27 protein-coding genes and 1 tRNA gene are annotated in these 25,008 nt (G+C 58.9%); 19 read left to right on the forward strand and 9 right to left on the reverse strand.

Annotated elements, in window-relative coordinates; genetic code table 11:
* Positions 1–20: 20 nt before the first annotated feature.
* The gene (locus MW046_RS06680; protein WP_247992360.1) at positions 21–3,035 is read right to left on the reverse strand and encodes an FAD-binding and (Fe-S)-binding domain-containing protein; all 3,015 of its coding nucleotides are present in this window, start codon (positions 3,033–3,035) and stop codon (positions 21–23) included.
* A gap of 124 nt (positions 3,036–3,159) precedes the next feature.
* Here MW046_RS06680 and MW046_RS06685 point away from each other — a divergent pair, with 124 nt between their 5' ends.
* The 6 genes from MW046_RS06685 (at position 3,160) to MW046_RS06710 (ending at position 6,813) form a co-directional block, all read left to right on the forward strand.
* Positions 3,160–3,843 carry a nucleotide exchange factor GrpE gene (locus tag MW046_RS06685; protein ID WP_247992361.1) on the forward strand — a complete coding sequence of 228 codons (684 nt, stop codon included), beginning with the start codon at positions 3,160–3,162 and terminating at the stop codon, positions 3,841–3,843.
* A gap of 41 nt (positions 3,844–3,884) precedes the next feature.
* Entirely contained in the window at positions 3,885–4,220 is a 336-nt protein-coding gene (locus MW046_RS06690; RefSeq protein ID WP_247992362.1) for a ferredoxin, read from the forward strand.
* A 59-nt stretch (positions 4,221–4,279) separates the two neighbouring features.
* Positions 4,280–4,364: transfer RNA gene (locus MW046_RS06695), tRNA-Leu, on the forward strand.
* 68 nt (positions 4,365–4,432) lie between these two features.
* A complete protein-coding gene (locus MW046_RS06700) occupies positions 4,433–4,621 on the forward strand; it encodes an HVO_2922 family protein (RefSeq protein ID WP_247992363.1) in 189 nt (62 codons plus the stop codon).
* A gap of 294 nt (positions 4,622–4,915) precedes the next feature.
* Positions 4,916–6,247: a calcium:cation antiporter family protein gene (locus MW046_RS06705; protein WP_247992364.1), complete on the forward strand. Its 1,332-nt coding sequence runs from the start codon at positions 4,916–4,918 to the stop codon at positions 6,245–6,247.
* A gap of 56 nt (positions 6,248–6,303) precedes the next feature.
* Complete coding sequence (locus tag MW046_RS06710) at positions 6,304–6,813, forward strand: DUF5813 family protein (protein WP_247992365.1); 510 nt, start codon at positions 6,304–6,306, stop codon at positions 6,811–6,813.
* 4 nt (positions 6,814–6,817) lie between these two features.
* Here the strand turns inward: MW046_RS06710 and MW046_RS06715 are convergent, their stop codons facing one another.
* Positions 6,818–7,507, reverse strand: a complete 690-nt coding sequence (locus tag MW046_RS06715; protein WP_247992366.1) for a potassium channel family protein — start codon at positions 7,505–7,507, stop codon at positions 6,818–6,820.
* Between the two features lie 585 nt (positions 7,508–8,092).
* On the opposite strand from MW046_RS06715, the gene MW046_RS06720 reads away from it, so the two are divergent.
* Both MW046_RS06720 and MW046_RS06725 read left to right on the forward strand, forming a co-directional pair.
* A complete protein-coding gene (locus MW046_RS06720) occupies positions 8,093–8,644 on the forward strand; it encodes a hypothetical protein (RefSeq protein WP_247992367.1) in 552 nt (183 codons plus the stop codon).
* 138 nt (positions 8,645–8,782) lie between these two features.
* A complete protein-coding gene (locus tag MW046_RS06725) occupies positions 8,783–8,938 on the forward strand; it encodes a hypothetical protein (RefSeq protein WP_247992368.1) in 156 nt (51 codons plus the stop codon).
* Positions 8,939–9,080: 142 nt separating this feature from the next.
* On the opposite strand, the gene MW046_RS06730 is transcribed toward MW046_RS06725, so the two are convergent.
* Complete coding sequence (locus MW046_RS06730; protein ID WP_247992369.1) at positions 9,081–10,097, reverse strand: thiamine pyrophosphate-dependent enzyme; 1,017 nt, start codon at positions 10,095–10,097, stop codon at positions 9,081–9,083.
* 102 nt (positions 10,098–10,199) lie between these two features.
* Between MW046_RS06730 and MW046_RS06735 the strand changes: the two genes are divergently transcribed.
* Positions 10,200–10,517 carry a DUF7991 family protein gene (locus MW046_RS06735; RefSeq protein WP_247992370.1) on the forward strand — a complete coding sequence of 106 codons (318 nt, stop codon included), beginning with the start codon at positions 10,200–10,202 and terminating at the stop codon, positions 10,515–10,517.
* A gap of 47 nt (positions 10,518–10,564) precedes the next feature.
* Here the strand turns inward: MW046_RS06735 and MW046_RS06740 are convergent, their stop codons facing one another.
* Positions 10,565–11,200, reverse strand: a complete 636-nt coding sequence (locus MW046_RS06740) for a helix-turn-helix domain-containing protein (RefSeq protein ID WP_247992371.1) — start codon at positions 11,198–11,200, stop codon at positions 10,565–10,567.
* 142 nt (positions 11,201–11,342) lie between these two features.
* Between MW046_RS06740 and MW046_RS06745 the strand changes: the two genes are divergently transcribed.
* The 3 genes from MW046_RS06745 to MW046_RS06755 all read left to right on the forward strand — a co-directional run bounded on the left by MW046_RS06745 (position 11,343) and on the right by MW046_RS06755 (position 12,885).
* A complete protein-coding gene (locus MW046_RS06745) occupies positions 11,343–11,786 on the forward strand; it encodes an ester cyclase (protein ID WP_247992372.1) in 444 nt (147 codons plus the stop codon).
* Positions 11,787–12,075: 289 nt separating this feature from the next.
* Entirely contained in the window at positions 12,076–12,390 is a 315-nt protein-coding gene (locus MW046_RS06750; protein WP_247992373.1) for a hypothetical protein, read from the forward strand.
* A gap of 3 nt (positions 12,391–12,393) precedes the next feature.
* Positions 12,394–12,885: a type II toxin-antitoxin system VapC family toxin gene (locus MW046_RS06755; RefSeq protein ID WP_247992374.1), complete on the forward strand. Its 492-nt coding sequence runs from the start codon at positions 12,394–12,396 to the stop codon at positions 12,883–12,885.
* A gap of 8 nt (positions 12,886–12,893) precedes the next feature.
* On the opposite strand, the gene tmk is transcribed toward MW046_RS06755, so the two are convergent.
* The gene (tmk, locus tag MW046_RS06760; RefSeq protein ID WP_247992375.1) at positions 12,894–13,469 is read right to left on the reverse strand and encodes a dTMP kinase; all 576 of its coding nucleotides are present in this window, start codon (positions 13,467–13,469) and stop codon (positions 12,894–12,896) included.
* A gap of 88 nt (positions 13,470–13,557) precedes the next feature.
* On the opposite strand from tmk, the gene MW046_RS06765 reads away from it, so the two are divergent.
* The 3 genes from MW046_RS06765 to MW046_RS06775 all read left to right on the forward strand — a co-directional run bounded on the left by MW046_RS06765 (position 13,558) and on the right by MW046_RS06775 (position 17,377).
* Entirely contained in the window at positions 13,558–14,475 is a 918-nt protein-coding gene (locus MW046_RS06765) for a complex I NDUFA9 subunit family protein (protein WP_247992376.1), read from the forward strand.
* 8 nt (positions 14,476–14,483) lie between these two features.
* Complete coding sequence (locus MW046_RS06770) at positions 14,484–16,517, forward strand: DEAD/DEAH box helicase (RefSeq protein ID WP_247992377.1); 2,034 nt, start codon at positions 14,484–14,486, stop codon at positions 16,515–16,517.
* A gap of 290 nt (positions 16,518–16,807) precedes the next feature.
* Complete coding sequence (locus tag MW046_RS06775; protein ID WP_247992378.1) at positions 16,808–17,377, forward strand: GNAT family N-acetyltransferase; 570 nt, start codon at positions 16,808–16,810, stop codon at positions 17,375–17,377.
* An 18-nt stretch (positions 17,378–17,395) separates the two neighbouring features.
* On the opposite strand, the gene MW046_RS06780 is transcribed toward MW046_RS06775, so the two are convergent.
* Together MW046_RS06780 and MW046_RS06785 are read right to left on the reverse strand one after the other, a co-directional pair.
* Positions 17,396–18,388: a radical SAM protein gene (locus tag MW046_RS06780; protein ID WP_247992379.1), complete on the reverse strand. Its 993-nt coding sequence runs from the start codon at positions 18,386–18,388 to the stop codon at positions 17,396–17,398.
* A 153-nt stretch (positions 18,389–18,541) separates the two neighbouring features.
* Positions 18,542–19,135 carry a YbhB/YbcL family Raf kinase inhibitor-like protein gene (locus MW046_RS06785; RefSeq protein WP_247992380.1) on the reverse strand — a complete coding sequence of 198 codons (594 nt, stop codon included), beginning with the start codon at positions 19,133–19,135 and terminating at the stop codon, positions 18,542–18,544.
* A 130-nt stretch (positions 19,136–19,265) separates the two neighbouring features.
* Between MW046_RS06785 and MW046_RS06790 the strand changes: the two genes are divergently transcribed.
* Positions 19,266–20,360 carry a DUF373 family protein gene (locus MW046_RS06790; protein WP_247992381.1) on the forward strand — a complete coding sequence of 365 codons (1,095 nt, stop codon included), beginning with the start codon at positions 19,266–19,268 and terminating at the stop codon, positions 20,358–20,360.
* A gap of 108 nt (positions 20,361–20,468) precedes the next feature.
* Here the strand turns inward: MW046_RS06790 and MW046_RS06795 are convergent, their stop codons facing one another.
* A complete protein-coding gene (locus MW046_RS06795; RefSeq protein ID WP_247992382.1) occupies positions 20,469–21,092 on the reverse strand; it encodes an undecaprenyl-diphosphatase in 624 nt (207 codons plus the stop codon).
* A 222-nt stretch (positions 21,093–21,314) separates the two neighbouring features.
* Here MW046_RS06795 and MW046_RS06800 point away from each other — a divergent pair, with 222 nt between their 5' ends.
* The 3 genes from MW046_RS06800 to MW046_RS06810 all read left to right on the forward strand — a co-directional run bounded on the left by MW046_RS06800 (position 21,315) and on the right by MW046_RS06810 (position 23,497).
* Positions 21,315–22,064, forward strand: coding sequence for a hypothetical protein (locus MW046_RS06800; RefSeq protein ID WP_247992383.1), 750 nt, complete (start codon positions 21,315–21,317; stop codon positions 22,062–22,064).
* Positions 22,065–22,199: 135 nt separating this feature from the next.
* Complete coding sequence (locus MW046_RS06805; RefSeq protein WP_247992384.1) at positions 22,200–23,102, forward strand: serine/threonine-protein kinase RIO2; 903 nt, start codon at positions 22,200–22,202, stop codon at positions 23,100–23,102.
* A gap of 185 nt (positions 23,103–23,287) precedes the next feature.
* Positions 23,288–23,497, forward strand: a complete 210-nt coding sequence (locus MW046_RS06810) for a hypothetical protein (protein WP_247992385.1) — start codon at positions 23,288–23,290, stop codon at positions 23,495–23,497.
* A gap of 28 nt (positions 23,498–23,525) precedes the next feature.
* Here MW046_RS06810 and glmM read toward each other — a convergent pair whose 3' ends face one another.
* The gene (glmM, locus tag MW046_RS06815) at positions 23,526–24,890 is read right to left on the reverse strand and encodes a phosphoglucosamine mutase (RefSeq protein ID WP_247994738.1); all 1,365 of its coding nucleotides are present in this window, start codon (positions 24,888–24,890) and stop codon (positions 23,526–23,528) included.
* Positions 24,891–25,008 lie beyond the last annotated feature (118 nt).

Genomic DNA, 25,008 nt, shown 5'->3' on the forward strand with positions numbered 1-25,008 from the left:
CGGGGGAGATTTGATATAGGTTACGACTCTTTGGTGCGATCGAGGACAGCCGCTGTTTTTTCGATCGGATGGGGCGGTTTTTCCTCGGTGTGATCGACCAGTTGGGTGCGACAGGAGGTACCGGGTGCGACGACAGTTCCCTCTACGTCGTCGATCTGATCGTAGAGGATGGCAGCGATCGCTTTGCTCATCGAGTAATGTTCGGCTTCGTAGCCGAAGCTTCCAGCCATGCCACAACAGCCGCTGTCGAGTGGTTCAACGGGATACCCCATCCGTCGGAGCACACCGACCGCGTGATGATCCTTTTTCGTGGCCTTTTGGTGACAATGGCCGTGGTACACCAGCCGTTCGTCGGCATCGACGGCGGGGAGTGATGCGTCTAGATCGTAGGTGTCGAGATACTCCATCACGCCGTAGCTGTTCTGGGCGAGCCGTTGGGTTTGGGAATCATCGAGCAGATCGAGATAGTCGAGTTGGAACATCACCGCATCTGAGGGTTCGATGGCGACGATATCCCAGCCGTCTTCGATGAGTGGGGCGAGTGCATCGACGTTTCGGCGGGCGATGTGGCGGGCACGGTCGATGAAGCCTTTCGAGTAGGGTGGGCGGCCGCTTCCCTTCACGTCAGGCAGTCGGAGCTGCACGCCTGCGGCTTCGAGCACACGGACCGCGGCACGCCCCGTTTCGGGGTGGGTGTAGTTCGTGTACGTGTCCGGGAACAGCACGGCTTTTCGGGTGGCGTTCGGTTCCGACACCCGCAGGCCACGTTCCTCGAACCAGTCGGTAAAGCTCTCGCGGTGGAACGTCGGCAGCTCGCGCTCTCTGGCGATCCCGAGTGTCTTTTCCGCGAGTAGTTTCGCACCCGGCAGATTGGTCGCCCAGTTCGACAGGGGGGCAACCGTGCTTCCCATCGCAGCGAGCGTTTCGACGTTCGCAAACAGCCGATCGCGCAGGCTGGGACCGTGTCGCTCGTGGTGTTCGTGTTCGACTTCTGCTTTCAGCTTCGCCATGTCGACCTCGCTGGGACAGTCCCGCAGACAGCCCTTGCAGCCGATACACACGTCCATCACTTCGTGGAGAAACTCATCAGTGAACTGTTCGTCGGGGTCGAGATCGCCGCTCATTGCTGCCCGAAGCATGTTCGCCCGCCCGCGCGTCGATTGGATCTCTTCTTGGGAGGCCCGATAGGTCGGGCACATCACGCCACCAGTGGTGGACTGGTGACCGCGACAGCCACCACAGCCGTGACACAGTTCCGTCATCCCTTGTAACTCGTTTTCGGTGTGCCACTCGAGCGACGGCTCGAATCCAGCGTCGAACTCGTAGGATGGATCGAAGCGGAGCTGTTCGGTCATATCGAGATCGCCACAGATATTTCCGGGATTGAGCAGCCAATCGGGATCGAAGGCGGTTTTCAACTCCCGGAACACCGACCACAGACGCTCCCCATACAGTTTTTTGTTCCATTGTGTGCGTGCGCGTCCATCGCCGTGTTCGCCCGAGACGCTCCCGCCGTATTTGACGACGAGATCAGTGATTTCGTCCGCAATAGAAACCATTCGATCGACGCCGTCGATCGTTTTGGTGCTGATGAGCGGACGGATATGAAGCACACCCGGTCCGGCGTGGGCGTAGTAACTGGCGAACGTGTCGTGATCGTCGAGAATCGACTGGACATCCGAAACGAACGCTGACAGCTGCTCGACGGGGATAGCGGTGTCCTCGATGAACGAGGCGTGTTTTTCGTCGGTGGTGCGCGAGAGGAGGATCGGCAACCCGGATTTGCGCATTTTCCAAAACGTCGCGCGACGGTCGGCGTCGTGTGCCTCTAAGGCGTGGCGTGCGAGACGATCGGCGTGGTCCGTGGTGTCCGTCACGCGGTCGTCGATGAGATCGGCCACTTGTCGGCGGCCGTCGGCGTCGCTGTCGGCGTAAAACTCGACCAACAGCACCGAATCCGTCGATTCGGGGAGCAGTCCGACGACATCCTCGAACTCCTCGGTGTTGCGCGCGAGATCCAGTAGCACGTCGTCCATCACCTCGACCGCAGCAGGATCGTGATCGAGTACTCGCTCGACGTCCGAGACCGCATCGAGCACGGAATCGTAGGTGAGCAGCGCGATCGACTTCGTTTCCGGCAACGGTTCGAGCGCCACAGTCGCTTCGGTCACGATGGCGAGCGTTCCCTCGCTTCCAGCAAGTAACCGTGCGAGGTTGACAGAGCCCGTCTGGGCCTCCTCGATGAGCATATCGAGGTTGTAGCCCGAGACGTTTCGTTTCAGATCGGGATAGCGTCGCTCGATCTCCTCGGCGTGATCGTCGAGTACAGCGAGCACAGCCCCAAAGATCCGTTCGCGGAGATCACCGTCCGGATCGGCGTCCGTACGAAGCGTCTCGATCGGAACGTCACCGAACCGCGCGACGGTGCCGTCTGCGAGGACGACCTCACACGCTTCGATGTAGGCGTCCGTTTTGCCGTACACCAACGAGTGAGATCCCGTCGAGTTGTTGCCGATAGCGCCACCGAGGGCGCTTTTGTCACCCCATGCCGGATCGGGAGCGAACTTCAACCCGTGGGATTCGAGCTGCTCGTCGATGTCTCCGAGGATCGCGCCGGGCTGTGCGGTTGCGGTCTGGGATTCGGGATCGACGGCGAGCACAGCGTCCATATATCGAGTGAAATCGAGTACGACCGCCTCGTTGACCGCCTGTCCAGCCAGACTCGTTCCCCCACCCCGCGGGAGCACCGGAATCGTCCGTTCGGCGCAGTAACTCATCACGGCGGCCACGTCGTCGGTCGAACGCGGAAAGACGACACCGATCGGCACCACCTCATAGGCACTGGCATCGGTCGCGTACAACTGGCGTGAATACGTGTCGAATCGAACGTCACCGGCAACGAGTTCGTCGAGATCGTCGTGCAACTCTGGACGCTCGATCTCCTCGCTCGCATAATCGTAATTACCCGCCACGCTCGGATCGACGCCCGAACCCACGCCGATGCGACGCTCTTGTGGCTGTGGTCGACTGTTCATCACGTCGGTGTATACGGGCCTGACAGTTAACACACTGCCTCCCCTCGTGTGCGACCCGAGCAGCGTTTCCGTTCGATGATGACATTCCGGTTCCCTTAATCGGTCGGCGGACGTTCATCCACCGATGAGTGAAAACGATCCGGTGCAAGACGACACGACCACGGATGACCGACGATCCGAAAAGCCGGATATGGATGACCACCCCGACGACTCATCCCAAGAATCCACAAGCGAGGAATCGACGGAAAAAACCGAAGCGGAATCGGAAGCCGAAACGGAGAACGGTCCGTCCGAAGAACTCGTCGAACGTGTCGAAGACAGCGATCCCACGGACGTTGCTACGGAGATCGAATCGTTGCGAGAGCAGATCGACGAACACGAGCGAACCATCGAGGACCTAGAATCGAGCCTCAAGCGCAAGCAGGCTGATTTCAAAAATTACAAAAAGAGGATGAAAAAACGTCGCGAACAGGAGCGAAAGCGCGCGACGGAGGACCTCGTTACCCGCATCATCGATGTCCGCGACAACCTCAAACGCGGACTCGATCAGGACGGCGACATCCGGGAGGGAATCGAATCCACGCTCAACCAATTCGATCACGTGCTCGAAGGGGAAAACGTCGAAGAGATCGCTCCCGAACCGGGCGAGGATGTCGATCCCCAGCGTCATGAGGTGTTGATGCGGGTCGACTCCGAACAGCCGCCCGACGCGATCGACGACGTTCACCGGCCCGGCTACAAGATGGCCGGGAAAATCATTCGCGAGGCCCAAGTTACCGTCAGTGACGGGGAATCAGACGAGGAGTGAAGATCGACAGTCCCAAGCTGTTTCCGTTCGAATAACGCGTGATGACGGAGGAACCGGTCGATCCCAGCGAGATCGGCGAACGCGACGCGCCACCGATCGAGGAGAAGCCGTACAAGATCATCTTCGAGGCGAACAAATGCATCGCCGCGGGCAAATGCGCTGAGGTGTCGGGTAACTGGGAGATGGAGTTGGCGAGTGGCATTGCTCAGCCCCAAACGTACTTCTTCGAGGAAGATGAACTCGATCACAACGTGCGTGCCGCAGAGGTGTGTCCGGCTAAAAACGACGACGGGGTGATTCACGTGATCGACCGACAGACCAACGAGGAGATCGCGCCGGACCCACACGGTGACGGCACGCTGAGCGTCGAATGGTGACCAGTCCAGTCGGTGTCGGACCGAAACCACTTTTCGTGTGACCGACGACATTCGAATGCGCGGAGGTGGCCGAGTCTGGCCAAAGGCGGCGGACTTAAGATCCGCTCTCGTAGGAGTTCGTGGGTTCGAATCCCTCCCTCCGCATGAGACATCGAAATCCCCGCGTTTACGATGGTTCAGGGTGTGGACCTGTTCACAGGCCAGGTCCGATCATGCCAGCACAACCAACGTTCGAACTGTATCAGGACACGATCGGTGAGTGGCGATGGCGTCTCGTCGCTTCGAACGGGAAGATCATCGCTGACAGCGGCGGCGGGTACGTCTCCAAACAAGGAGCAAAGCGAGGTATCGAAAGCGTGAAAAACAACGCTCCGACGGCTGACGTGGTCGTGTGTGACTGACCACGTCTCCAAACAACGGAAAGCCGTCCCGGTGTAGCGGATCGAATCATCCATCTTCGCCCGAATCGTCCGTATACACCGACGTAACCCACTCTCTTCGGGGAATCACACGTTCACCGCCTTCAGAGGTGATCCTACAGTAGAGACCGTCTCGCCCGTGGTTTCGGGGCTACTCGCGATATCTTGTGGTTTTTGGTCATATCCGTCGTTTTCCTACACGTACTCCATGGCTTGGAATCAGACGTGTTCGCAGTGGCGGACGAAGGTGTTGGATAGTAGTGACTGGAGGCAACCATGAAACGCCGGGTGATCGGTGCGATCGCGGGGGCTGTCGGATTGACCATTCCGTGGCTTATCCTCTGGCTGACAGGATTGGGACACAGCGATAGCATACCGACGGGTGCGATCGTCGTGGTGAGCGGTTTAGCCGTTCTGGGTGGCTCGTTTTTACTCGCGTGGGGGGCTGAAACGGCCGAAAAAGACGTTCCGCGGGCGTTTGCCATCGCGGTGCTTGCGGTGTTAGCCGTCGCGCCCGAATACGCGGTGGACGCCCTGTATGCGTGGAACGCGGGCGCGTTTGCCGGAATGCCACGAGGAACGGAATCCGCCCACCTCGCGGTCGCTAACATGACGGGGGCCAACCGGATCCTCATCGGGATCGGCTGGTCCGGAATCGCGCTGTTCACCATCTATCGGGCGCACAAGACGGGTGATCCCGCCGTCCAGCGACGCTCCGGCATCCTCACTGATGCGCTGTCGCTCGATCGGGACATCAATCTCGAGATTACGTTTCTGTTTCTCGCAACGCTCTGGGCGCTGGTCGTGCCGATCAACGGGGGGATCGACGCCCTCGATATGGCGGTTCTCGTCGGGCTGTACATCGCGTACATCGTCGTCATCCTCCGGGGAGACGTCGAGATCCCGGAAGAACACGGTGGCGTTCCCGGTGCGCTCCAACAGAACCCGAAACGGTATCGCATCGCCATCGTGCTGTCGTTGTTCGCCTACTCCGGGCTGATCATCTTCACCGCGGTCGAGCCGTTCGCCCACGGACTCGAACAGATCGGGCAGTCGATCGGAATCCCCTCGTTTTTCATGATCCAGTGGATCGCGCCGCTGGCCTCCGAATCACCGGAGCTGATCGTCGTCGCGTATCTGGTGAACAAAGCCCGGTCGACGGCCGGCTTCTCGGCGTTGATCTCCTCGAAGCTCAACCAGTGGACGCTCCTCATCGGGACCCTCGTCCTCGTGTATTCGATCGCGCTCGGTCAGTACGGACCGCTTCCGTTCGATCAGAAACAGGCGGGTGAGATCTGGCTGACCGCAGCCCAGTCGTTCTTCGCGTTGAGCCTCCTCATCAACTTCGAAATCTCGGCTCGGGAAGCGATCACGCTGTTGGTGCTGTTCGTTTCTCAAGTCGTGATCGAGTTCCTCATGATTCAAGAATTGGTTCGACTACCACTGTCGAGCTACGAGCTGTTGCTCGTGTTCAGCGGTATCTACGTCGTTTTGGGCAGCGTTCTGTTGGTCATCCGGTGGCAGGCGCTCAAACGGCTGTTCCGACGGAGCGCGAAAACGGTTCGAGAGGCTACGTCGCTCGGTCAGAGTCCGACCGAGAGCCACTAACAGCCGGTTGCAGAGTGAACACAACGTCTTTTCGTCTCGGTGATGTACGACGCTCTATGAGTACGGATGCGGCGGTTCGTCGTGCGTTCGAGCGCCACGAGACCTACACTGACGCCGACGAAGGGTTCGTCGTGGAAACGACGGTGTTTGACAGCCGCGTTGTGGCTGAAGCGTCGGAGGAAACTGTATACACGCTTACCATCCGAACGCCGACGCTCGCGGGCGCTGTCGAGGAAGACGTCGGAGACAACCTGCTGGCTGGCTGGTTCGAAACGTTCGAGCGACGGGTCGAAGACGCCCCGAAAGCCGTTCGTGCGGAGATCGACCTCACAGTCGACATGCACTCGGAAGATGGTGAGGCGATCGTCACGCTCCAATTTCCGTTCGATCGACCCGATCGCGCGCCAGCCGTGGTAAAAGCGATGGCCGAGTACGTCGAGGGAACGTACGTCGAAGGTGTCGTTCCGGGATTCACGTATCGTCCGCCGGTTTCAGAGTTGCTCGCCGACGCGACCCACTCCGAGGAGACAGAACACGATCGGGGAGGGGGACCGCTTCCGCTGTAACCCCTCAGGCCACCGGAGCCGGACTGGACGGTGTAGCGTTTTCGCCCACGATGATGCGACGAACGTCACCCAGTACCTCGAAATCCGCGATGACGATGAGGCGGTCGCCGAGTTCGAGCGACTCGTCTTCCGTCGGGAGATCGATCGATTCATCCGCTTTGCCGAATCCCAGCAATTGCGCATTGGCGGGGAGTTCGAGTTCAGAGAGGGTGTACCCCCGCATCGGGGATTCTTCGGTTACGGTGAACTCAGTGAGCTGTATCTCTTTCGCAATGTCCGCGATCGCACGGATGTTACCGCCCAAGAGGGCATTCTTGGCGGCGATCGCTCCGAGCCGTTCCGGATAGATGACCATATCGATCTCGGAGCCGTACTTCCGACAGAGCGTTTCGTATTTGTCGTTGTCGACGCGGAGAACGGTCCGACAACCGTTAGCCTTGGCGATCAAACACGTGATGATGTTGACCGTCACATCGCCGGTGAGCGCAGCCACACCATCAGCGTTTTCGAGATCCAAACCGAGCAGATCCTCCTCGGTGCTGCCGTCGCCCTGAACGATGTCGAATCCTTCCTTTCGTAGTTTATCAACCTGTTCGGGCCGTCGTTCGAGAATCGTTGCATCGTGGTCTTCCGCTTCGAGGACTCGCGCTGTTCGTGTTCCAACGCGACCCCCTCCAACGATAACAAAGCGCATGATTATCCTATACCGAGCGAAGTACATAATCCTGACCACCCACCTTTTTTGCGGGAGGATGGCACAGCCACCCTCCCGCAAAAAAGATGGGGCAAAAAAAGCCGCGAGCAAAGCTCGCGGTGCTGCGTCTTGCCCGCACCGCCACCGCCTCCGCGACTGCAACCGCCACCGCAACGCTACAGCGACAGATCAGTATGTGGAAATTTCATCATATGCTCTAATTGAAGGTGAATTGATTGTAACGTTCCGTTCGAAGAGTACTCACTAAGAAAGTGGTGTCGGATCTACACGATATTATTCATTGCATCAGTACCTTTATATGTGATGGCGGAGGCAACGATAAACGAGAACGCCGGTGTGCGCCGCGGGGCGTGTGCGTTCATGTTGAACGCGCCGGGTGGACATAGCACCCGACGCTGGGGTTCTCACGACAGAGAAACCCATGATTGGGAACGCAACAGAGACATGTAACGGTGTCGAATCGTATCAGAAACGTGACCAGCGACAGCGATGTCCCCGGTGTGGCCGACCGGTTCGGTCGCGGTACGTACATCGTGTTGGCTGTCCACTGCTGGAGGGCCGCCGATGACGCTGCCGGTGTTTCAGTTCTGGGATCGGCTGGGCGAGTCAGTGAACCTCTCGACGGTCGAGAATCGAGCAACGATCTCGAAAGCGGAGCTGTACCACATCGTGGATGTCGGGACAGGAACGTGGTGTCGGCCCTGTCGGAGTACGGGCTGTCCCCATGCGACGCAGATCGAGGAGATACTAGCGACGGCCGGGCTTGGCCAGTCACAGCTGGACTACGACGATTTGCCCGGCATTGCGAACGTCACGCGCTACGACGCGGCAAAGGAGTTGGTCGTTGCCGGCTGGTTCGAGAACGGCGGCCGCGTGCGGTATCACGAACAGCGTGACGGCACCGTCGTCCAGTCGGTGTACACACCCGAAAGCGATCGAGAGCCAGCCGAGGTAACCGAACAGTCCGAAGCGGGGAGTGCACCCGCCGCGCTGGTCGCAACGCTGGCGGAATACTGTCACTATCGCCAGCGTGGGGATCTCGATGGACTACGGGCCTGTTACCCCGACGTAGCACGCGTCGTTGGCGAGCCGCCCGTCGTCCACGCTGACGATTGAGAATAACAGAATCGGCGGTGCGGAGGCGGGGCAGAGGCGGGAGACGCAGGTGTCGTCACCGCGAGCGGTAGCGAGCGGCCTTTTTTGGTCTTCCCGCGAGCGAAGCGAGTGGGAGCCTGCAAGAGCGAAGCTCTTGCAATGCAGATTTTTTGCGGGAGTGGTGGCCGAAGGCCACCCGAGCGCAAAAAAGGTGGCTGCGAAAGACAGCGCGGCGACCTCGATGGCTTGCGCCAGCAGTATCCCGAGGTCGCACGCGTCGTCGGTGAACCGCCAGCCCTCCACGCTGACGACTGAAAACAACAGAGTCGGCGGTCGCGGAAGCGGAGCGTTGCGGTGACGGTTGCAGTCGCGGAGGCGGTGGCGGGCAGGTCAATCACCGCGAGCTTTGCTCGCGGCTTTTTTTAGTCCAGGTTTTTTGCGGGAGGGTGAGCTTCGCTCACCCGAGCGGAAAAAAGTGGGTTCGTTGCTGCTGGAGGCGCGGCGGGAGGTCCGCATAGACGGAATCGAATACGTCTTCGGGAGACTCCGTTTCGGTCTCTTCGATCGTGTCGACGGCCGAGCTGATCTGTTCGCGGGTCTGCTGTTCGACGTCGTCGACGAATCCGTCCTCGATGACGCCGTTGTCCAAGAGATACCCCTCGAACCGTTCGATCGGGTCGGCAGTGCGCCACTCAGGGAGATCGACGTCGTCGCGGTAGCGCTCGGGATCGTCGCTAGTAGTGTGGGGTCCCTGTCGGTACGTGAGGCTCTCGACCAGCACCGGCTCGTCGGTGGCGGCGCGGTTGAGCGCGCGCTCAACCGTCTCCGCGACCGCGAGCGGATCGTTGCCGTCAACCCGTGTTCCCTCGATCCCGTAGGCGTCGGCTTTGGCCGCGATGGTCGGGGCTGCCGTCTGACGGTCCCGTGGCAGGCTGATCGCCCAGTGGTTGTTCTCACAGAAGAAGACGACTGGAGCGTCGAACACGCCAGCGAAGTTGAGCGCCTCGTGGAAATCGCCTTCGCTCGTCGCTCCATCCCCAAGATAACACAGCACGCGCGCTTGGTCCGAATCGTCGTAGTCGATGGCCATCCCGATGCCGACGGCATGGAGCGTCTGGGTGGCGATCGGAACCGCTTGAGGAAAGACGGGACGCTCGTGGTCCGAATGATACTCGGGGTAACCCCGCCGGAATCGAAGGATATCGCTGGGCGGAACGCCACGGGCGAGCTGCATCGCGTTCGATCGGTACGTCGGCACGAGCCAATCCGTCTCCTGAAGCGCGTACGCTCCACCGACCTGTGAAGCCTCCTGCCCTTTGAACGGCGGATAGCCACTCATCCAGCCCCGCCGCTGGAGTGATACCGCCCGTTCGTCGAACGTCCGTGCACGAACCATCTGCTGCAGTATCGTCTGCATCTCCTCGGCGTCGAACGACGTGTCAGCCACGTCGTTTTCGGCGATCACCCGGTGCATGCAAACGAGTCGATGGTGACTCTGAAAGACGTTGCGGACCGGCGACCGAATCAACCGACGGGGCTTCGACACGACAAAGAGGGCTGACACCCAAGCGTGCGTATGGTTTCGGTCGCTGACAGCGTCCAACTGCTCGTCATGCTCTTCGTCAATGCCACCGCCACGGCACTCATAACCCGATTTTTCCGCGTCCGACTCAACACGAAATGGGGACCGGTGGTGTTCGAGGTCGTGCTCATCCCACCCGTGCTCGTCATTCTCACACAGGTGATGAGTGCTGCCGGGTTCGGTTTCGATTTGGGGAGTCCGTTCGTCGTCGTTGTCCTCCTCGTTCTGGCGCCGTTCGCGCTCGGTCTCACGTTCGATTACTTCTGGATGCCCGCTCCCGATGAAGTGACTCTCCCAGACAAATACCAGTGACAGAAGCAATCATTTGGCTACTACAAAACCAGTATCGAACTGTACGATCACCGTGCCGTTCCCGTGACGAACCCCGTGACGATCCGGCTTTCGGCGCGATGAAGCAGCCTGCTCGCCGCCGATTTGTGAATGTCCAATGACTCTGCGAGTTCAGTCACCGTACAGTCACGTGGCGTATCGTAGTAACCGCGCTCGACTGCCTCGGTGATAATGTGCCATTGGCGATTCGTGAGCAACTCACTCGAATCGTACGCTTGGGTCAGCGATAACACCTGATACGGAATGTCAGCCGCTACTAGCTCGTCGGTGTACTCCGATAGCCGTTCGTGTGATGCCGCCAGCTCCACCGAAAACCATCCGTCCCGAAGGATGGTGGGATACAGAGACACGTTGTTCGACTCGCGGAGCGGATCGTACGATTTCGTTGCTGAAGTCCGGAACTGGAGCAACACTAGCTGTTCGTCAGTGTAGTGGACCTCGACTGAATCTACTTCGGGAGTGTTCTCGAATCGGTGAGCGAGCGCATCACCTTTCGGCGTGACGACTTCGAGAATCACGAACGCGCCGTCGTCCCGTAGCTGGGTCGCCAGCAGTCTGAACTCAGCATCGGGAAAGTCAGTCGAAATCGTGGCTAACCAGCCGTCCACTGCTGTTCCGTCGAGTTGGATCTGAATGTGCGGCATATCGTCGTCTCTTCGGTCCAAATTTACTTAAAGAGAGGAACGTGTTCCCACACAGCCTCACGATGATCTCCGGCGTACTACCGTGCGTGGTTGCAATGAATCAGACAGACTGCCATGCTGCACCCAAAGGGGAACGGTATCGATGACGGACGGAGTAACACCGTCCGAACGGGCGCAAAACAAGGCACTTGCCCGTCGTATCCCGGAAGAGGTCTTTGCGGAAGGCGACCTCGACCTCCTCGATGAGTTGTACGCCGAAGACGCCGTCGAACACAATGCCTTCGGTGATCAGCAGGGTCGTCCGGCAATCCGAGAGTCCTACGAAGCGTTTCTCACCGCCTTTCCCGACATCTCACAGACCGTCGAAGACGTCGTCGCGGAAAGAGACACAGTCGCCATGTACATCACGAGTCGAGGAACACACGAGGGGAAACTCTGGGGCATCGAACCGACCGGTCAGGAGATCGAGGTACAACAGATGTTCTTCGTGCGTATCGAGGACGGCATGATCGCCGAACGGTGGTTCTTGCCGGACAGCCTTAGCTTACTACACCAACTCGGGGTCATCGAATTCCCACCGACGTAACCCGATCCAATCCGGTGAGAGTCGTCTCTATCGGTTCGAATATGTTTCGAGGGAGGTTTTCGAGGAGGCAGTGAACAGGTTCACGGAATGGACTGATCTGAGCGCGTTGTTCATCATTCGACACTGTCGATAATCGCTTCGGGCGACTGATCGGGGTCGACGTGGACGAACCGCTCCGTCCCATTGAGTATGTGACACCAACTCGTCTGCAAACGAGTAGCATGTACTATGTCATGTAGACATTTTATATCTCATGAACCGCTATCGACGATAAGGGGCGAGACGAAGCATGAGCCAAACCGATCGCAAACACGTACAAACCGAGCTGAGCGAGGACGAATACGAGTCGTTCCGGGAAATCGCCGCTGAGCGCGGGATGACTGTCAAGGAAGCCAGTCATGAAGCACTGGTTAGATGGGTTGAACAGCAACGATCTCCAAATCCCATGGATCGGGCGTTTACCGTGCTGGAGGAGATCGATACGGACGATCTTCTGTCGACGGCAGGGACGGACGCTCGACAGGAATCGGACGTTGTAGCGGAGTGGAGTGGGAACGACGTTTCGTTCACGCTGGCAGAAAATCCCTCGGACCACCAGACGTGATCGATGGCTGAACCGATACAGACGCCGATCGGAACGATCACTGCTGAACATTTCAGACCCGGTCGAGTCCGACATCAGGTGATCGTCGGCCCGAAGTTCCTCTATGCGTTGTTCGATCCCCAAGATGAGATGCACCCAGTCTCACGGGCGTTTATGTCGTTCATCCGTGATGGTGATCTCCCGTACAGACACCTCATCGTGAACGAGCACATCGTCGATGAAGCTGCCACCCGGCTCAAAAAACGAGCGTCCGTCCAGATGGCATCGACGTTCCTGACGACGCTCGATGAGAGTCGTCTCTATCGGTTCGAATATGTTTCGAGGGAGGTTTTCGAGGAGGCAGTGAACAGGTTCACGGAATGGACTGATCTGAACGCATCACTCACGGATTTCGTCGTCGCCCAGCAGATGGCCGACAGAGAGATCGATTACATCGTCACGTACGACCGCCATTATGACTGTTTCGACGTGACGACGCTTCCCTACCGAGACTGACAGCGATATCATACCAACTGTTCGATCGTTCGTTCGACGCTGTCGATGACCGCCTCGGGCGATCGGTTGGCGTCGATGCGGACGAACCGCTCAGGTTCGTGATCGATGAGCCGTTCGTAGTTCGCTTGGACGGCGGCGAGGTGGTCGGCTTGTTCGAACTTGTCGCTCGCGCCGGCGCGTTGGGCACCCGTTTGTGGGGAGAGATCGAGATAGATCGTCGCGTCGGGCGGGCGCGTAAACGGTTGATGGATCCCCCGGACGTACTCCATCGGTCGGGGGACGACACCTGCCAAGCTGGCTCCTTGGTAGGCGTACCGAGAATCGGCGTAGCGATCGGAGATGACGAGGTCACCACGATCGAGCGCCGGGCGGATCACGCGCGCAAGGTGGTCGGCGTGGTCGGCCGTGTACAGAAACAGCTCGGCGAGCGGATCGGCAGCGTCGTCGGAAAGCGACGTCCGAACACAGTCGCCGTACCACGAATCGGTCGGTTCTTTGGTGAACACGGCGTCGACGCTGTCGTGCAGGGCCTCCCACACCGTCGTTTTCCCGCTTCCGTCGATCCCTTCGATCGTGATGAGCATACGCTGGGTTCGCAGGCGAGATAATAAGCTGTCGTGATCCATGGCTTCGGGCAGTAGATTTACAGACCACTCCACTGAACAGAATCCCATGAACGTACTCCTCGTGGGCGGGAGCGGATTTATCGGCACGAAGCTGGCTGAGACGCTGAGCGATCGAGACCACAACGTGACAGTGCTTTCTCGCACGCCTAGCGAGTCGACACTTCCAGACGGCGTCGAAACCGCAGTAGGGGACGTTACAGCATACGATTCGATCACTTCTGCTTTCGAGGGGATAGACTGTGTGGTGAATCTGGTCGCTCTATCGCCACTGTTCAAGCCCAGCGGTGGCAGTGAACAGCACTTCAAAGTCCACTTGGGCGGCACCGAGAACGTTGTGGCGGCTGCTGGGGAACACGATGTCGAGAAGATCGTCCAAATGAGCGCGCTCGGTGCGGATCCACACGGGGAGACGGCGTACATCGAATCGAAAGGACAGGCCGAGATCGCCGTCCGCAACGCTGATACGGAGTCCGTCGTCATCCGGCCGTCGATCGTGTTCGGGGAGGGCGGGGAGTTCGTCTCGTTCACGGAGATGCTCACGACGCCCGTCGTGACCGCACTCCCGGGTGGGGGAACGACACGGTTTCAGCCGATCTGGGTTGGTGATCTCGCCGACATGCTCGCCGATGCAGTCGAGAACGACGACCACGCCGGCGCAACGTACGAACTCGGTGGGCCGGAGGTGCTGTCGCTCGCGGACGTGACGGAGCTCATCGCTCGATCGAACGGGCACTCGGTGACGATCGTTCCGATCCCGATGGCGCTCGTCACGGTCGGGCTCTCGCTCGTCGATCCGATCCCGGGTGCGCCGATGGGTGCCGATCAGGCCACGTCGTTGAAAATGGACAACGTCACTGATGACAACGCGATCGAGGCGTTCGGTGTTGCGCCCGACGAGCTGCGAACGCTCGAATCGTATCTCGGTCTCTCGACTCCGGGAGAGTCAAATACTCCCGTCGGATAAGTTGGGGCGTGTCACAGCAGGCTTCGGCAGTCGATACCCTGTTTCTCCACGAGCGATCCGACGACTTCACTGTCGTCGTCAACCGCAACGGAGAGCGGCTTTTTCAGGCGATCCTCGAACTGAAGGTCACGGACGCCGGTCCGCGTCCCGCCCGATTTCGCGTCCAAAAGGATTCGGAGGAGGATCTCCGGCGGCCCGAAGAGTTCGTCGACATCGCCCGGCGTGCCTCGCGTATTCGGATCTCTGAACAGACAACACGAGAGGGGCGGGATCGTCTCCAGTCGATGCTCGGGGGGTACCAGCTACAGGGAAAAGTCGTCCGGACGTGTCGACGGTGTGCGAACGCCGGTCGCTACTCGCCGCTGACGAGCGACACGGCGATCGAAACCGACAGCGAACACGTCTGTCTCGACTGTGCGAAACGCGAACTCGAAGGCGAACTCAACTACCGAAGCCTCCAGTCGGGAGCACGCGAGCGCCTCGAAGAACTGCTGGTCGAAACCGGCGATCTCGATCGGATCGTGAACCTCTTGCAAGGACGATTGGATCCCGACCTCACCAAGTTCGATGAGATCAGCGCCACTGTAGAGGCGGTCGATCCCGTTCCGACCGAATCGCTCGATCTGCACCCGGATCTCTCGGCGTTAGTTACTGAGCAGTTCGAGCAGCTCCTGCCGGTTCAGAGCCTCGCGGTCAGAAACGGCGTCCTGTCGGGGCGTGATCAGCTCGTCGTGAGCGCGACGGCGACCGGGAAGACGCTGATCGGAGAGCTTGCCGGGATCGATCGGGTCCTCTCGGGGGACGGCAAGATGCTCTTTCTCGTGCCGCTGGTCGCGTTGGCCAACCAGAAACACGAGCAGTTCACGGAGACGTACGGCGACCTCGTGGACGTGACGATCCGCGTCGGTGCCAGTCGGGTCCGGGACACCGGTGCCACGTTCCATCCCGACGCTGACGTGATCGTCGGCACCTACGAGGGGATCGATCACGCGCTCCGAACGGGCAAAGATCTCGGTAACATCGGCACCGTCGTCATCGATGAAGTCCACACGCTCGGGGAAACCGACCGGGGGCATCGGCTCGACGGACTCATCTCTCGGCTGAAACACCGGTGTGAGCGAGCAGAGACCGATACCCAGTGGGTGTATCTCTCCGCGACCGTCGGCAATCCCAAACAGCTCGCTGGCTCATTGGAAGCGACGCTCATCGAGTTCGAAGAGCGGCCGGTGCCGATCGAGCGCCACGTCACCTTCGCCGAGGCCCACGAGAAATCACGGATCGAAAACAAGCTCGTCAAACGGGCATTCGACACGAAATCCTCGAAGGGCTATCGGGGACAAACCATCATCTTCACCAACTCACGGCGTCGGTGTCACTCGATCAGTCGATCGTTGGAGTATCCCAGCGCGCCGTATCACGCCGGGTTGGATTACAAACGCCGGAAAACGGTCGAACGAAAATTCGGCGACCAGGAGCTTGCGGCCGTCGTGACGACGGCTGCGCTCGCTGCTGGTGTCGACTTCCCGGCCTCGCAGGTCCTGTTTGATTCACTCGCCATGGGCATCGAGTGGCTCTCTGTGCAGGAGTTTAGCCAGATGCTCGGGCGCGCTGGCCGTCCCGATTTCCACGATGAGGGCACCGTCTATCTCCTCGTCGAACCCGACGGCGTCTACCACAATTCCATGGAGATGACCGAAGACGAAACGGCGTTCAAACTCCTCAAAGGCGAGATGGAATCGGTTTATACAGGGTACGACGAATCGTCGGCCATCGAGGAGACGCTCGCCAACATCGTCGTCGGGGGACCGAACGCGAAGCGACTCAACGACCGCATGATCGGCGATGTGCCTACGAAACACGCGCTGGGTAAACTCATCGAGTACGACTTCATCGACGGCACGAACCCGACGAATCTCGGACGAGTGGTGTGTCGCCACTTCCTCGACCCGAAACAGGCGTTCGTGATGCTCAACGGCATCCGCTCGGGCGACGATCCTGACGATATTGTCGCCGATATCGAACTGCTCGAGTCGGATGGGTGAACGCTCGTGTCTCTCCTCTTGCAACCCTAAACCACGAGAGTGTCGCCGTATGAGTGTGTGTCCACATGTACGGCCTTCGAACAGGCCACTGACGATACATCGAGAATCCATATCAGTACCGGTAAGCATGTGTTAATTACAAAATATTTATCGCAAATACACTGTAATAGCAGACAAGAGTTGTCCGATGACCTCGCTTGAACATTTCTAATTGATTGTCGGTTGGTTGCATAGAAGAGGTGGGTCGGTAAAGAAGAGTAACCGAATACGCAATAGCAGTAGCTGTATCCATGTCAGGACCGACGTTCATCGAATGCGACCGCATTGAGTTACAAACAGTCGAGGAAGAAGACATCGAATTCCTGCAACGAGGCGTCAATCACCCGGCCGTACGTCACCACATCGAGGCGTTTCGAACGCCGATCAACGGCGAACAGTACCGCGAGCTGTTCGAGTCGATCGATAGCGACGAGGACGGTGTGACGCTCCTTGTCGTTCCCCGTGACGGTGCATCTGCGGGCGAGCCGATCGGGTCAGTGCAACTGTACCCCGTTAACAACGCACGCGGGTTTGCCAATCTCGGTGTCTGGTTCATGCCTCAAGTATGGGGAAACGGCTATGCGACAGAAGCCAGCGCATATCTCATCGACTATGGCTTTCAACAGATGGGGCTACACCGGATTTCGGCAGCGCCAAACAGTCCAAACGAAGCATCGATTTCACTGTGTGAGCGGCTCGGCTTCGTCCATGAAGGCACGAGCCGAGATCTGGGATTCGTCGATGGCGAATACATCGACCTAGAACGGTATGGCTTGCTCGCTGCGGAGTGGGACGGCCCGCAAGCGGTGCTCAGTCAGTAGGGTTCGATCAAAAATCACTCACGCCAACGGCGTCCGTTCCACGACGGTGCCGTTCACTGTGGGATACTGTTCGATGACTTCGCCGCGACCGGCGTCACCCTCTTCGATCAGTTCTTCGAGCAGCCACCACGCGAGTTCGACGTGCTCGGATTTCACGGTGTAGAACTCCTCTGGTACGCCGAGCGTTTGGAGTTCCGATTCGGACAGCCACGTTTTGCCGTAGACGAGCGTACCATCGTCGGTCACCTCGTCGAACGGCCGGCGGACGTTGCGTGCTATCCGTTTCAACCGGTTGCGGTGTTGGGCAGCGTCTTTGAACACACTGGTACAGAAATACACCCGTTCGTGGTCGCCCATCACGTCGAGAACGTCGTGACTGCCCTCAACGGCGCTCATGTGTCCTTCCCGGAGTTCGAAACCCTGTTCTTTCATCCGCTGGGCGTTACCGTCGCTCATCTCGAACTCGTTTACGTTACAGAATTCGGCCGCACCCTCATCAAGGAACTCCAGAAACTCCGGTTCGGCTCGAATCCCCGGTATCTCGAACGCCGGCGTAAGCCCTTCTTCACGGGCGGTGTACAGGATCTCCTCCCACTCGGTGCCGTGGAGATCACCCCACAGTTCGAGGGGGGGATGAAATCGGATTTCATCCAATCCGGCATCGGCGAGTCGGCGCATGTTCTCCCGACCGCCGGTGATCCCCGTGTACAGATGCGTGTGGTGATCCTCGCCGAACTCCTCTTTTAACAGCGAAAGATACCGACAGGTTCGGTCCATTGCTTCCTGTGGCTCGCCGCCGGTGATCGAGGTACCCAGTGCATCCATGCGCTTTGCCTCCTGAAGCACGTCCTCCTCGGACTCAACGAGGCGCTCGTTCGCGTACACGTCCGTAACGTTCTTACGGTTCTCGCCGAGCGGACAGTAAAAACAGTCGCGCTGATCACAGTAGCCGTAGACGAATAACACCATCTTGCCCCCCTCGGCACACTGTTCACAGCCCTTCGAGATCATTCGTTGTGTGGTATTCCGTCGAAGGGGAAAAGTCGTGTGTTCTTTCGGCTCGGTGGGGCGTCCGGCACACCGTGTAAGTCCGAGGATATCGCTCCAGTGACCCTGAATCTGGCGTTCGACACTGTCGAAGACAAGGAGGAGAACGTTTCGGGATTATCGTTCGTACGTCGCCGTGAGCGTGACCGATCCCCGGCGCTGGTTTTGCATAGCCGTTTCGAGATCCGTCCACGTTGCCCCCGGTTCGACGTCGAGCATCGATGTGAGCGAATACAACGTGAATTCGTAGGTGTGTGGCCCGTCCTCGCTTGGTGGGCAGGGGCCCGTGTATCCCACCTCGTTTGCGCTGTTGGTGCCTTGGACGATCGGACCGTTCGTCCCGTGGTCCGGAAACCCGGGATCAGTACTGCGCTCGGAAAGCGAGACCGTCGGTCGCTGTGGGATTCCGTTCGGGAGTGAGGCTGTGTCCGGCGGGATGTTCCAGATGAGCCAGTGAACGTACGGCTCCGGGCCGGGAGCGTCGGCATCAGCCATCACGAGCGCAAAGGACGCCGTCTCGCGAGAAACCTCCGAGATCTCTATCTCGGGGGAGCTATCACTTCCGTCACAGGTGTGCTGCTCGGGAATCGATCCGTCCGAGAACGTGGGAGCAAACAGCCCCGCAGAGAGATCCTCGTCCGTTGCGCTCGAACAGCCGGTGAGCACTGTCATAGTTACAACCGTGCCGAGCACCTGACGCCTCGTTCGCATGGGACGGTATCCGTTCGGTAGATGCATATACCCCCCGTTGTCGGCACTGACGTCGCGCCGTGATCCGTTTACTGCTCGGAGAAACGAACGCCGTTAAATTAGTTACCCTAGGCATTCGTAGCGTTACGTGATGCTGGTGGTCCTCTGTGTCGACCTTGACGACGATCTCGGACGTAAGACCGGGCAGCAGACGCCGGTCATCGGACGCGAATCCGTCGAGGAAGCAGCTGTCGCGCTCGCCACCGCCGATCCTGAGGACTCAGATGTCAACGTGTTGTTCGAAGGCATCCATCTCTCCGAGGACATCGACGACGAGACGATCGAGGTTGCGGCCGTCACCGGTACGAACGGGAGTGACGTCGCTGCCAATCGAGCCGTCGGAGAGGAGATCGACACCGTTCTGGCGTCCCTGTCGACGGGTGAAGACGTTCATGCGATCGTCGTTACCGACGGCGCACAAGACGAGAGCGTCATCCCGGTCATCCGCTCGCGAGTCCCGATCGACAGCGTCCGTCGCGTCGTCGTCAGGCAAGCACAGGACCTCGAATCGATGTATTACACCATCAAACAGGTGCTTGCCGATCCTGAGACGCGGGGCACCATTCTAGTTCCGCTCGGGATACTGTTGCTCGTCTATCCACTCATGGAGCTCATGAAATTCTTTCAGCTCCCGAGCGCGACGTTCGGCGCGCTAAGCGGACTGTTCGGTGGGTATCTGCTCGTTCGCGGATTAGGTCTCGATCAGACGCTTGATGCGGCAGTCGAACGCGTTCGAACGGGACTGTACACCGGTCGGGTGACGCTCGTAACGTACGTCGTCGCGGCCGCCCTGATCGTGATCGGTGGCGTGAACGGGGTGGAAACGCTGTCGAAACAACCCAACGGGATCGGAGTGCTCCCGACGGGGGCCGCGCTCGTGTACGGGTCGGTCCATTGGCTCGCCGCTGCCGGTATTACGGCGAGCCTCGGCCACGTCACCGACGAATATCTCCGCGAACGGTTCCGCTGGCGGCACCTCAACGCACCGTTTTACGTGCTTGCCATCGCGGCCGTCCTCTACAGCGTGAGCGCGTTCGTGCTCGAAACCGTCTCGCTTTCGACGCTGGCGATCGTTCTCACGGCGAGCACATTACTCGGCGTGTTCAGCACGCTTGCCTTCGCCATCGCCGAATCGCGCTTTGCCTCCGACCCGAACGCGACCGATCGGCGAGACACCTCGCCTTGAGTGTCACGGGTGAACACGACTGTAACAGCGCGTGCTGCTCGCCGCTACGATCACTCCGATCGATTCGACTCGCCATCGGCTGACCGGAATTGAAGACATTTGTCGGGGTCAGAACGCCTGCGACAGCGCAGTCCGAAACCGATCCTCGATTCGGATACAACGACGAGCGAAGTCGATCACGACGCCTCTACCGGCGTACATCAGGATGAAACCCAGCAGTGACACACCGATGGCACCGACGATGTCGATCGGGTAGTGGACGCCGATGTACACTCGACTGACGCCGACCAGTGAAGCGAGCACTAGCGCAACGGACCCCTGCCATCGATCCTGGAGATAGAATAGCGGCCACGCGAATGCGAACATGACTGTCGTGTGTTGGCTCGGGAACGAGTTTTCAGGGGCTTCTACGAGCAGCGTCTCGTATCCGGCCATATACGGCGCAGGGTGACTGTAGAGCTGCCCGATGATGTAGGAAAGTGCGAGACCCACGACGATCGTGACGAAAATGAACACTGATTTCGTTTTTCCCGGACGCGAGCCAAGGCTAAGCGAACTTTGAGTTCGTTCCGACCCTGAAGTGAACCAGAGATAAAGGAGTACCAACGGAATTAAGTAGACGATGTTTTCGGCTGCAAAGATCATCACGTCGTTAAGGAGTGGATGTCCGAGGTGGCTCGTGAAGATCTCCTCATACGGTAGTAGAAGACTCACGGTTGAGAGTACTGTCATGCAGTGTTGGCTGTTCGACAGTCCCTATTAAACGTAGCAGATCGTTTGTACCGAATACCGTCAATGTATAGTGGTACACTGGTATTCTGTCTCGATACGATCGCTGCGAATTCGTCGGTGTATCTGTCCGATACGATCTCTAACAGTGCGATAGCGCGATACAGAACTGTCTCCGCATCCACAACCATCAAAAATATAATACTTGATAAGTGATAGCGGTGTATGGTTGGCAAATCGGCATCGCTACTCACAAAGACACAGCGCCAGCGGATTCGAAACGAGTTTGGTGATCTCAATGAAGAGAAGACACATCGAGACCAGCAACGCATCCGGAAGCGGGTTCGATCAGGGCTTTTTGATTTTCAGCTCCTTTCCGATTATCCGGACCGACAGTTTGCGTTACTACTCGATGATGTCTCCGAGGAGGAACTGCGAGCAGCACTTGCGGACACTACCATCGTCGTAGAACGTCTCCGAGAACAGTCTGACATCGATCGGGAGGACGTGATCGAAGAAGCCCGCACCCATATTGAGGAAGACAGTGATCCACGAGGAGATACTAGAAGACGTGACCGAATCGATCTGCGAACAGTCGCGGAGATTCGACGACAAACGGAAGACGAACTCACGAACCGATTTGAACCGGGATGCTGGGACAAGCGTGCGAGCGGGTTGATGAAACTGGGAGTGAGTGCGTTCATTCTGATGGTCTTGAGCAACCTCCTCTATCACGCGTCAAATAATAATGTACTTAGATCTATATTGCATGCATTGCTTGGAGGAGTGGTATTCCTACTATTCGTCAGTGCGGCTGGTTGGGTGCTCATCAAGACAGCGCAGTTGTTGAAATACGATATCGTCCCATTCATAACAGAGCTAGTTGTGGATCCCGAAGCAGTCAAACGAAAAACAGTTGCAAAGCTGATCAAGAATCCTCGGGAGGTAGCACGAGCGTCGTGGGAGGAACTGTGAGTCGATCGAACAGTCTGCTGAAAGCGTATCGCCTCCTCCGAACCCCTGGCAACGAATCCAGACGGTTACCTATACCGACATACGGTTTATTCGGTGACGCGAGGAGTTTTTACGCGGTGGCGCGGTAGCGTTGGCATGGTACGGAACGTCGCCGGGGAGTTACGGGAGTTGGAGTCCGCGGATTTTTATCTGCTCTCAGGCGTCGAGCACGGGATGCGGTTCAGCGAGTGGGTCGACCGAGGGACGCTCACGGAGTACGCTCGCCTCGACAGCGAGGAAGTCGACCACCGGCTGGATCGCTGCGAGCGCCGGGGATTCATCGAGCGTAAGACGATGCAGTACCAGGGGTTTCGACTCACGTTCGAGGGGTACGACGCGCTCGCACTGCATACGTTGGTCGAGCGTGACACGATCGAGGGGTTCGGCGCGCCACTCGGCGTGGGCAAGGAAAGCGACGTGTACGAAGTCACATCCTACAAGCCGTTGGCGTTGAAGTTCCACCGGGAGGGCTACACGAACTTCCGGGAGGTCCAGCGCGAACGCGAGTACACCGCCGACCGCAACCACCGATCGTGGTTGTACACCGCCCGAAAAGCCGCCGAACGCGAGTACGACGCGCTCGAAACGGTGTATCCGACAGTGAGCGTTCCGAGACCGATCGATCACAACCGACACGCCATCGTGATGGAGAAATTGGACGGAGTGGAGCTGTCACAAGCCGCGCTTCCGGACGAGCAGGCGGTCGGCGTGCTCGATCTCGTTCTCTCGGAGCTGGCTGACGCCTACGCAGAAGGATACGTTCACGCGGATATGAGCGAGTACAACGTCGCCGTGAGCGAACAGGGAGTGATGTTGTTCGATTGGCCCCAAGCCGTGCGAACCGACCACGAGAACGCTGAGGAGTTTCTCGAACGGGACATCGAGAACTTACTGGGGTATTTCCGGCGCAAACATCCCGGAGAGATCGGAGAGCCCGATATCGCGTCTATCACCGCGAGCTTCCGCGATGGAACGTTCGAATCGATAGCCGACCACTAAGCAACCGATACACCGCTTTCATCCGGTTTCGGTTTTGTCGACGGCAGGAACGTCGCTTTTGCGGTGAGATTCACCACCCAACATCTGCTGTCGTACTCGGTCGCACAGCGCCTCATATGATGACACCCATACTGGTTAATTCATCTATAGAATATCCTTTATGATATCAGTCCCAGAGTACACCCATGGCTAGAGAAACGATCGTCGGATGGCTGAATCTTATCAACGCACTTGGAATCGGGCTGATAGCAATGCTTCTCACGGTCATCGGAATGATATACACGGGAGTGCCGGTTCCAGAGCCACTCGTTCCCGCGATCGGTGTGATCGTTGGTGGGGGCTACCTGCTCGAAGCCGAGTGGGGAATCAGTGGTCGCATTAGGTCAACGCGCTGACGATCAGAACAGTGCTTCCGATGAGATATCACACGGCTTCGAGGAGCGCACCGCGGATCCACGCGACGAGTTCTTCGGCTCGTTCGTGGTCGTGTGCTTCGGCGTAGATCCTGATGAGCGGCTCGGTGCCGCTCGGGCGAACCAACACCCACGAATCATCGTAGTCGAGACGATAACCGTCGGTCGTATCGAGTGGAATATCCGCGTTCCGAGCGGTCGTTTCGACCGCGCTGAGCAGTCGTTCGCGTTCGACCTCCGTGTCGTAGCTGATGTTGCGCCGGACGTTTTCGTATCCCGCGTGTTCGGCAGCGATTTCGCTCGCCGTACGGTCCACGAGCAGCTCACAAAACCGAGCAGCAGTGTACGCACCGTCACGCGAGAGCCGGTAGTCGGGGAACAATACGCCGCCGTTACCCTCGCCAGCGATGGGCACTGACCCACCCTCCGCGATCAGCTGTTGGATGCGCGTGACGATGTTCGTGCTTCCGATCGGCGTCAGTTCGAGGGTCGCATCACGTTCCTCGACCACGTCGACGAGCCGTTGAGAAACGTTGACCGCCGAAACTGTCGTGTCTCCCGGCTCTAACTCCGCGGCTGCCAGTGCAGCGAACGCCGCGTCGCCCTCGATGTGGGTACCACATTCATCGACGAAGATCGCACGGTCGGCGTCGCCGTCGTGGGCAACACCGAGATCGGCGTCGGTGGTTCGCACGAGTCGTCTGAGACCCGCGAGGTTCGATTCGATCGGTTCGGGATTGCGGCCCGGAAAATGCCCGTCCGGCTGGGCGTTCACCGTCACCACCGAGCAGCCAAGCTCCCGAAAGAGCCGTGGACTCGTGAGTGAACCAGCTCCATGCCCAGGATCGAGCGCGATCGTCAATCCCGCGTCGGCGATACGATCACGGTCAACGGCGGCGAGCACCTCCTCGACGTAGTTTCGAGGTGCCTCCGCGGTGGGACGGCGGTCGCCGGTTTGATTCCAAGGAACGGTGTTGAATCGCTCGGTAAGGAGTCGATCCTCGACCTGTTCGAGCGTCTCCCGCACTAGCTCGATCCCGTCCGCACCGATGAGCTTCACACCGTTGTACTCCGGGGGATTGTGGCTCGCCGTCACCATCAGGGCGGGAACGCCCTCACGCTCGGCGTAGGCTTGTACCGCTGGCGTCGGCAGCACCCCCAGCTCATCGACCGCACAGCCGACGCTGGCCAGCCCGCTGGCGGCGCTGTCGACCAACATCTCACCAGTCGCCCGGGTATCACGCCCCAACGCCACGCGGTCGTTTCCCATGACCGTAAACACCGACCCGGCAGCCATCGCGACACGACTGACAAACGCCGGTGTCAGGTCCTCGTTGACCACCCCCCGAACGCCGCTCGAACCGAACACCTTCATCATCTACCCCTTCTCGGGCAGCACCAAAAACGGTCTGAACTGGGTGTGCACCGTATGCCGCTATAGAGATCTACCCGGCCGTTCTCTCACAGCAAACTAAACTGTCTCCCTAGCACAA

It is taken from the genome of Halocatena salina (genome assembly GCF_023115355.1).
GTDB classification, from domain to species: Archaea; Halobacteriota; Halobacteria; order Halobacteriales; family Haloarculaceae; genus Halocatena; species Halocatena salina.

Excerpts from the sequence above, each read along its gene's own strand:
- MW046_RS06680 (WP_247992360.1), bottom strand. The coding sequence starts at position 3,035 with ATGAACAGTCGACCACAGCCACAAGAGCGTCGCATCGGCGTGGGTTCG.
- MW046_RS06685 (WP_247992361.1), top strand. The coding sequence starts at position 3,160 with ATGAGTGAAAACGATCCGGTGCAAGACGACACGACCACGGATGACCGA.
- MW046_RS06690 (WP_247992362.1), top strand. The coding sequence starts at position 3,885 with ATGACGGAGGAACCGGTCGATCCCAGCGAGATCGGCGAACGCGACGCG.
- MW046_RS06700 (WP_247992363.1), top strand. The coding sequence starts at position 4,433 with ATGCCAGCACAACCAACGTTCGAACTGTATCAGGACACGATCGGTGAG.
- MW046_RS06705 (WP_247992364.1), top strand. The coding sequence starts at position 4,916 with ATGAAACGCCGGGTGATCGGTGCGATCGCGGGGGCTGTCGGATTGACC.
- MW046_RS06710 (WP_247992365.1), top strand. The coding sequence starts at position 6,304 with ATGAGTACGGATGCGGCGGTTCGTCGTGCGTTCGAGCGCCACGAGACC.
- MW046_RS06715 (WP_247992366.1), bottom strand. The coding sequence starts at position 7,507 with ATGCGCTTTGTTATCGTTGGAGGGGGTCGCGTTGGAACACGAACAGCG.
- MW046_RS06720 (WP_247992367.1), top strand. The coding sequence starts at position 8,093 with ATGACGCTGCCGGTGTTTCAGTTCTGGGATCGGCTGGGCGAGTCAGTG.
- MW046_RS06725 (WP_247992368.1), top strand. The coding sequence starts at position 8,783 with ATGCAGATTTTTTGCGGGAGTGGTGGCCGAAGGCCACCCGAGCGCAAA.
- MW046_RS06730 (WP_247992369.1), bottom strand. The coding sequence starts at position 10,097 with ATGCACCGGGTGATCGCCGAAAACGACGTGGCTGACACGTCGTTCGAC.
- MW046_RS06735 (WP_247992370.1), top strand. The coding sequence starts at position 10,200 with ATGGTTTCGGTCGCTGACAGCGTCCAACTGCTCGTCATGCTCTTCGTC.
- MW046_RS06740 (WP_247992371.1), bottom strand. The coding sequence starts at position 11,200 with ATGCCGCACATTCAGATCCAACTCGACGGAACAGCAGTGGACGGCTGG.
- MW046_RS06745 (WP_247992372.1), top strand. The coding sequence starts at position 11,343 with ATGACGGACGGAGTAACACCGTCCGAACGGGCGCAAAACAAGGCACTT.
- MW046_RS06750 (WP_247992373.1), top strand. The coding sequence starts at position 12,076 with ATGAGCCAAACCGATCGCAAACACGTACAAACCGAGCTGAGCGAGGAC.
- MW046_RS06755 (WP_247992374.1), top strand. The coding sequence starts at position 12,394 with ATGGCTGAACCGATACAGACGCCGATCGGAACGATCACTGCTGAACAT.
- tmk (WP_247992375.1), bottom strand. The coding sequence starts at position 13,469 with ATGCTCATCACGATCGAAGGGATCGACGGAAGCGGGAAAACGACGGTG.
- MW046_RS06765 (WP_247992376.1), top strand. The coding sequence starts at position 13,558 with ATGAACGTACTCCTCGTGGGCGGGAGCGGATTTATCGGCACGAAGCTG.
- MW046_RS06775 (WP_247992378.1), top strand. The coding sequence starts at position 16,808 with ATGTCAGGACCGACGTTCATCGAATGCGACCGCATTGAGTTACAAACA.
- MW046_RS06780 (WP_247992379.1), bottom strand. The coding sequence starts at position 18,388 with ATGATCTCGAAGGGCTGTGAACAGTGTGCCGAGGGGGGCAAGATGGTG.
- MW046_RS06785 (WP_247992380.1), bottom strand. The coding sequence starts at position 19,135 with ATGCGAACGAGGCGTCAGGTGCTCGGCACGGTTGTAACTATGACAGTG.
- MW046_RS06790 (WP_247992381.1), top strand. The coding sequence starts at position 19,266 with ATGCTGGTGGTCCTCTGTGTCGACCTTGACGACGATCTCGGACGTAAG.
- MW046_RS06795 (WP_247992382.1), bottom strand. The coding sequence starts at position 21,092 with ATGACAGTACTCTCAACCGTGAGTCTTCTACTACCGTATGAGGAGATC.
- MW046_RS06800 (WP_247992383.1), top strand. The coding sequence starts at position 21,315 with ATGGTTGGCAAATCGGCATCGCTACTCACAAAGACACAGCGCCAGCGG.
- MW046_RS06805 (WP_247992384.1), top strand. The coding sequence starts at position 22,200 with ATGGTACGGAACGTCGCCGGGGAGTTACGGGAGTTGGAGTCCGCGGAT.
- MW046_RS06810 (WP_247992385.1), top strand. The coding sequence starts at position 23,288 with ATGGCTAGAGAAACGATCGTCGGATGGCTGAATCTTATCAACGCACTT.
- glmM (WP_247994738.1), bottom strand. The coding sequence starts at position 24,890 with ATGAAGGTGTTCGGTTCGAGCGGCGTTCGGGGGGTGGTCAACGAGGAC.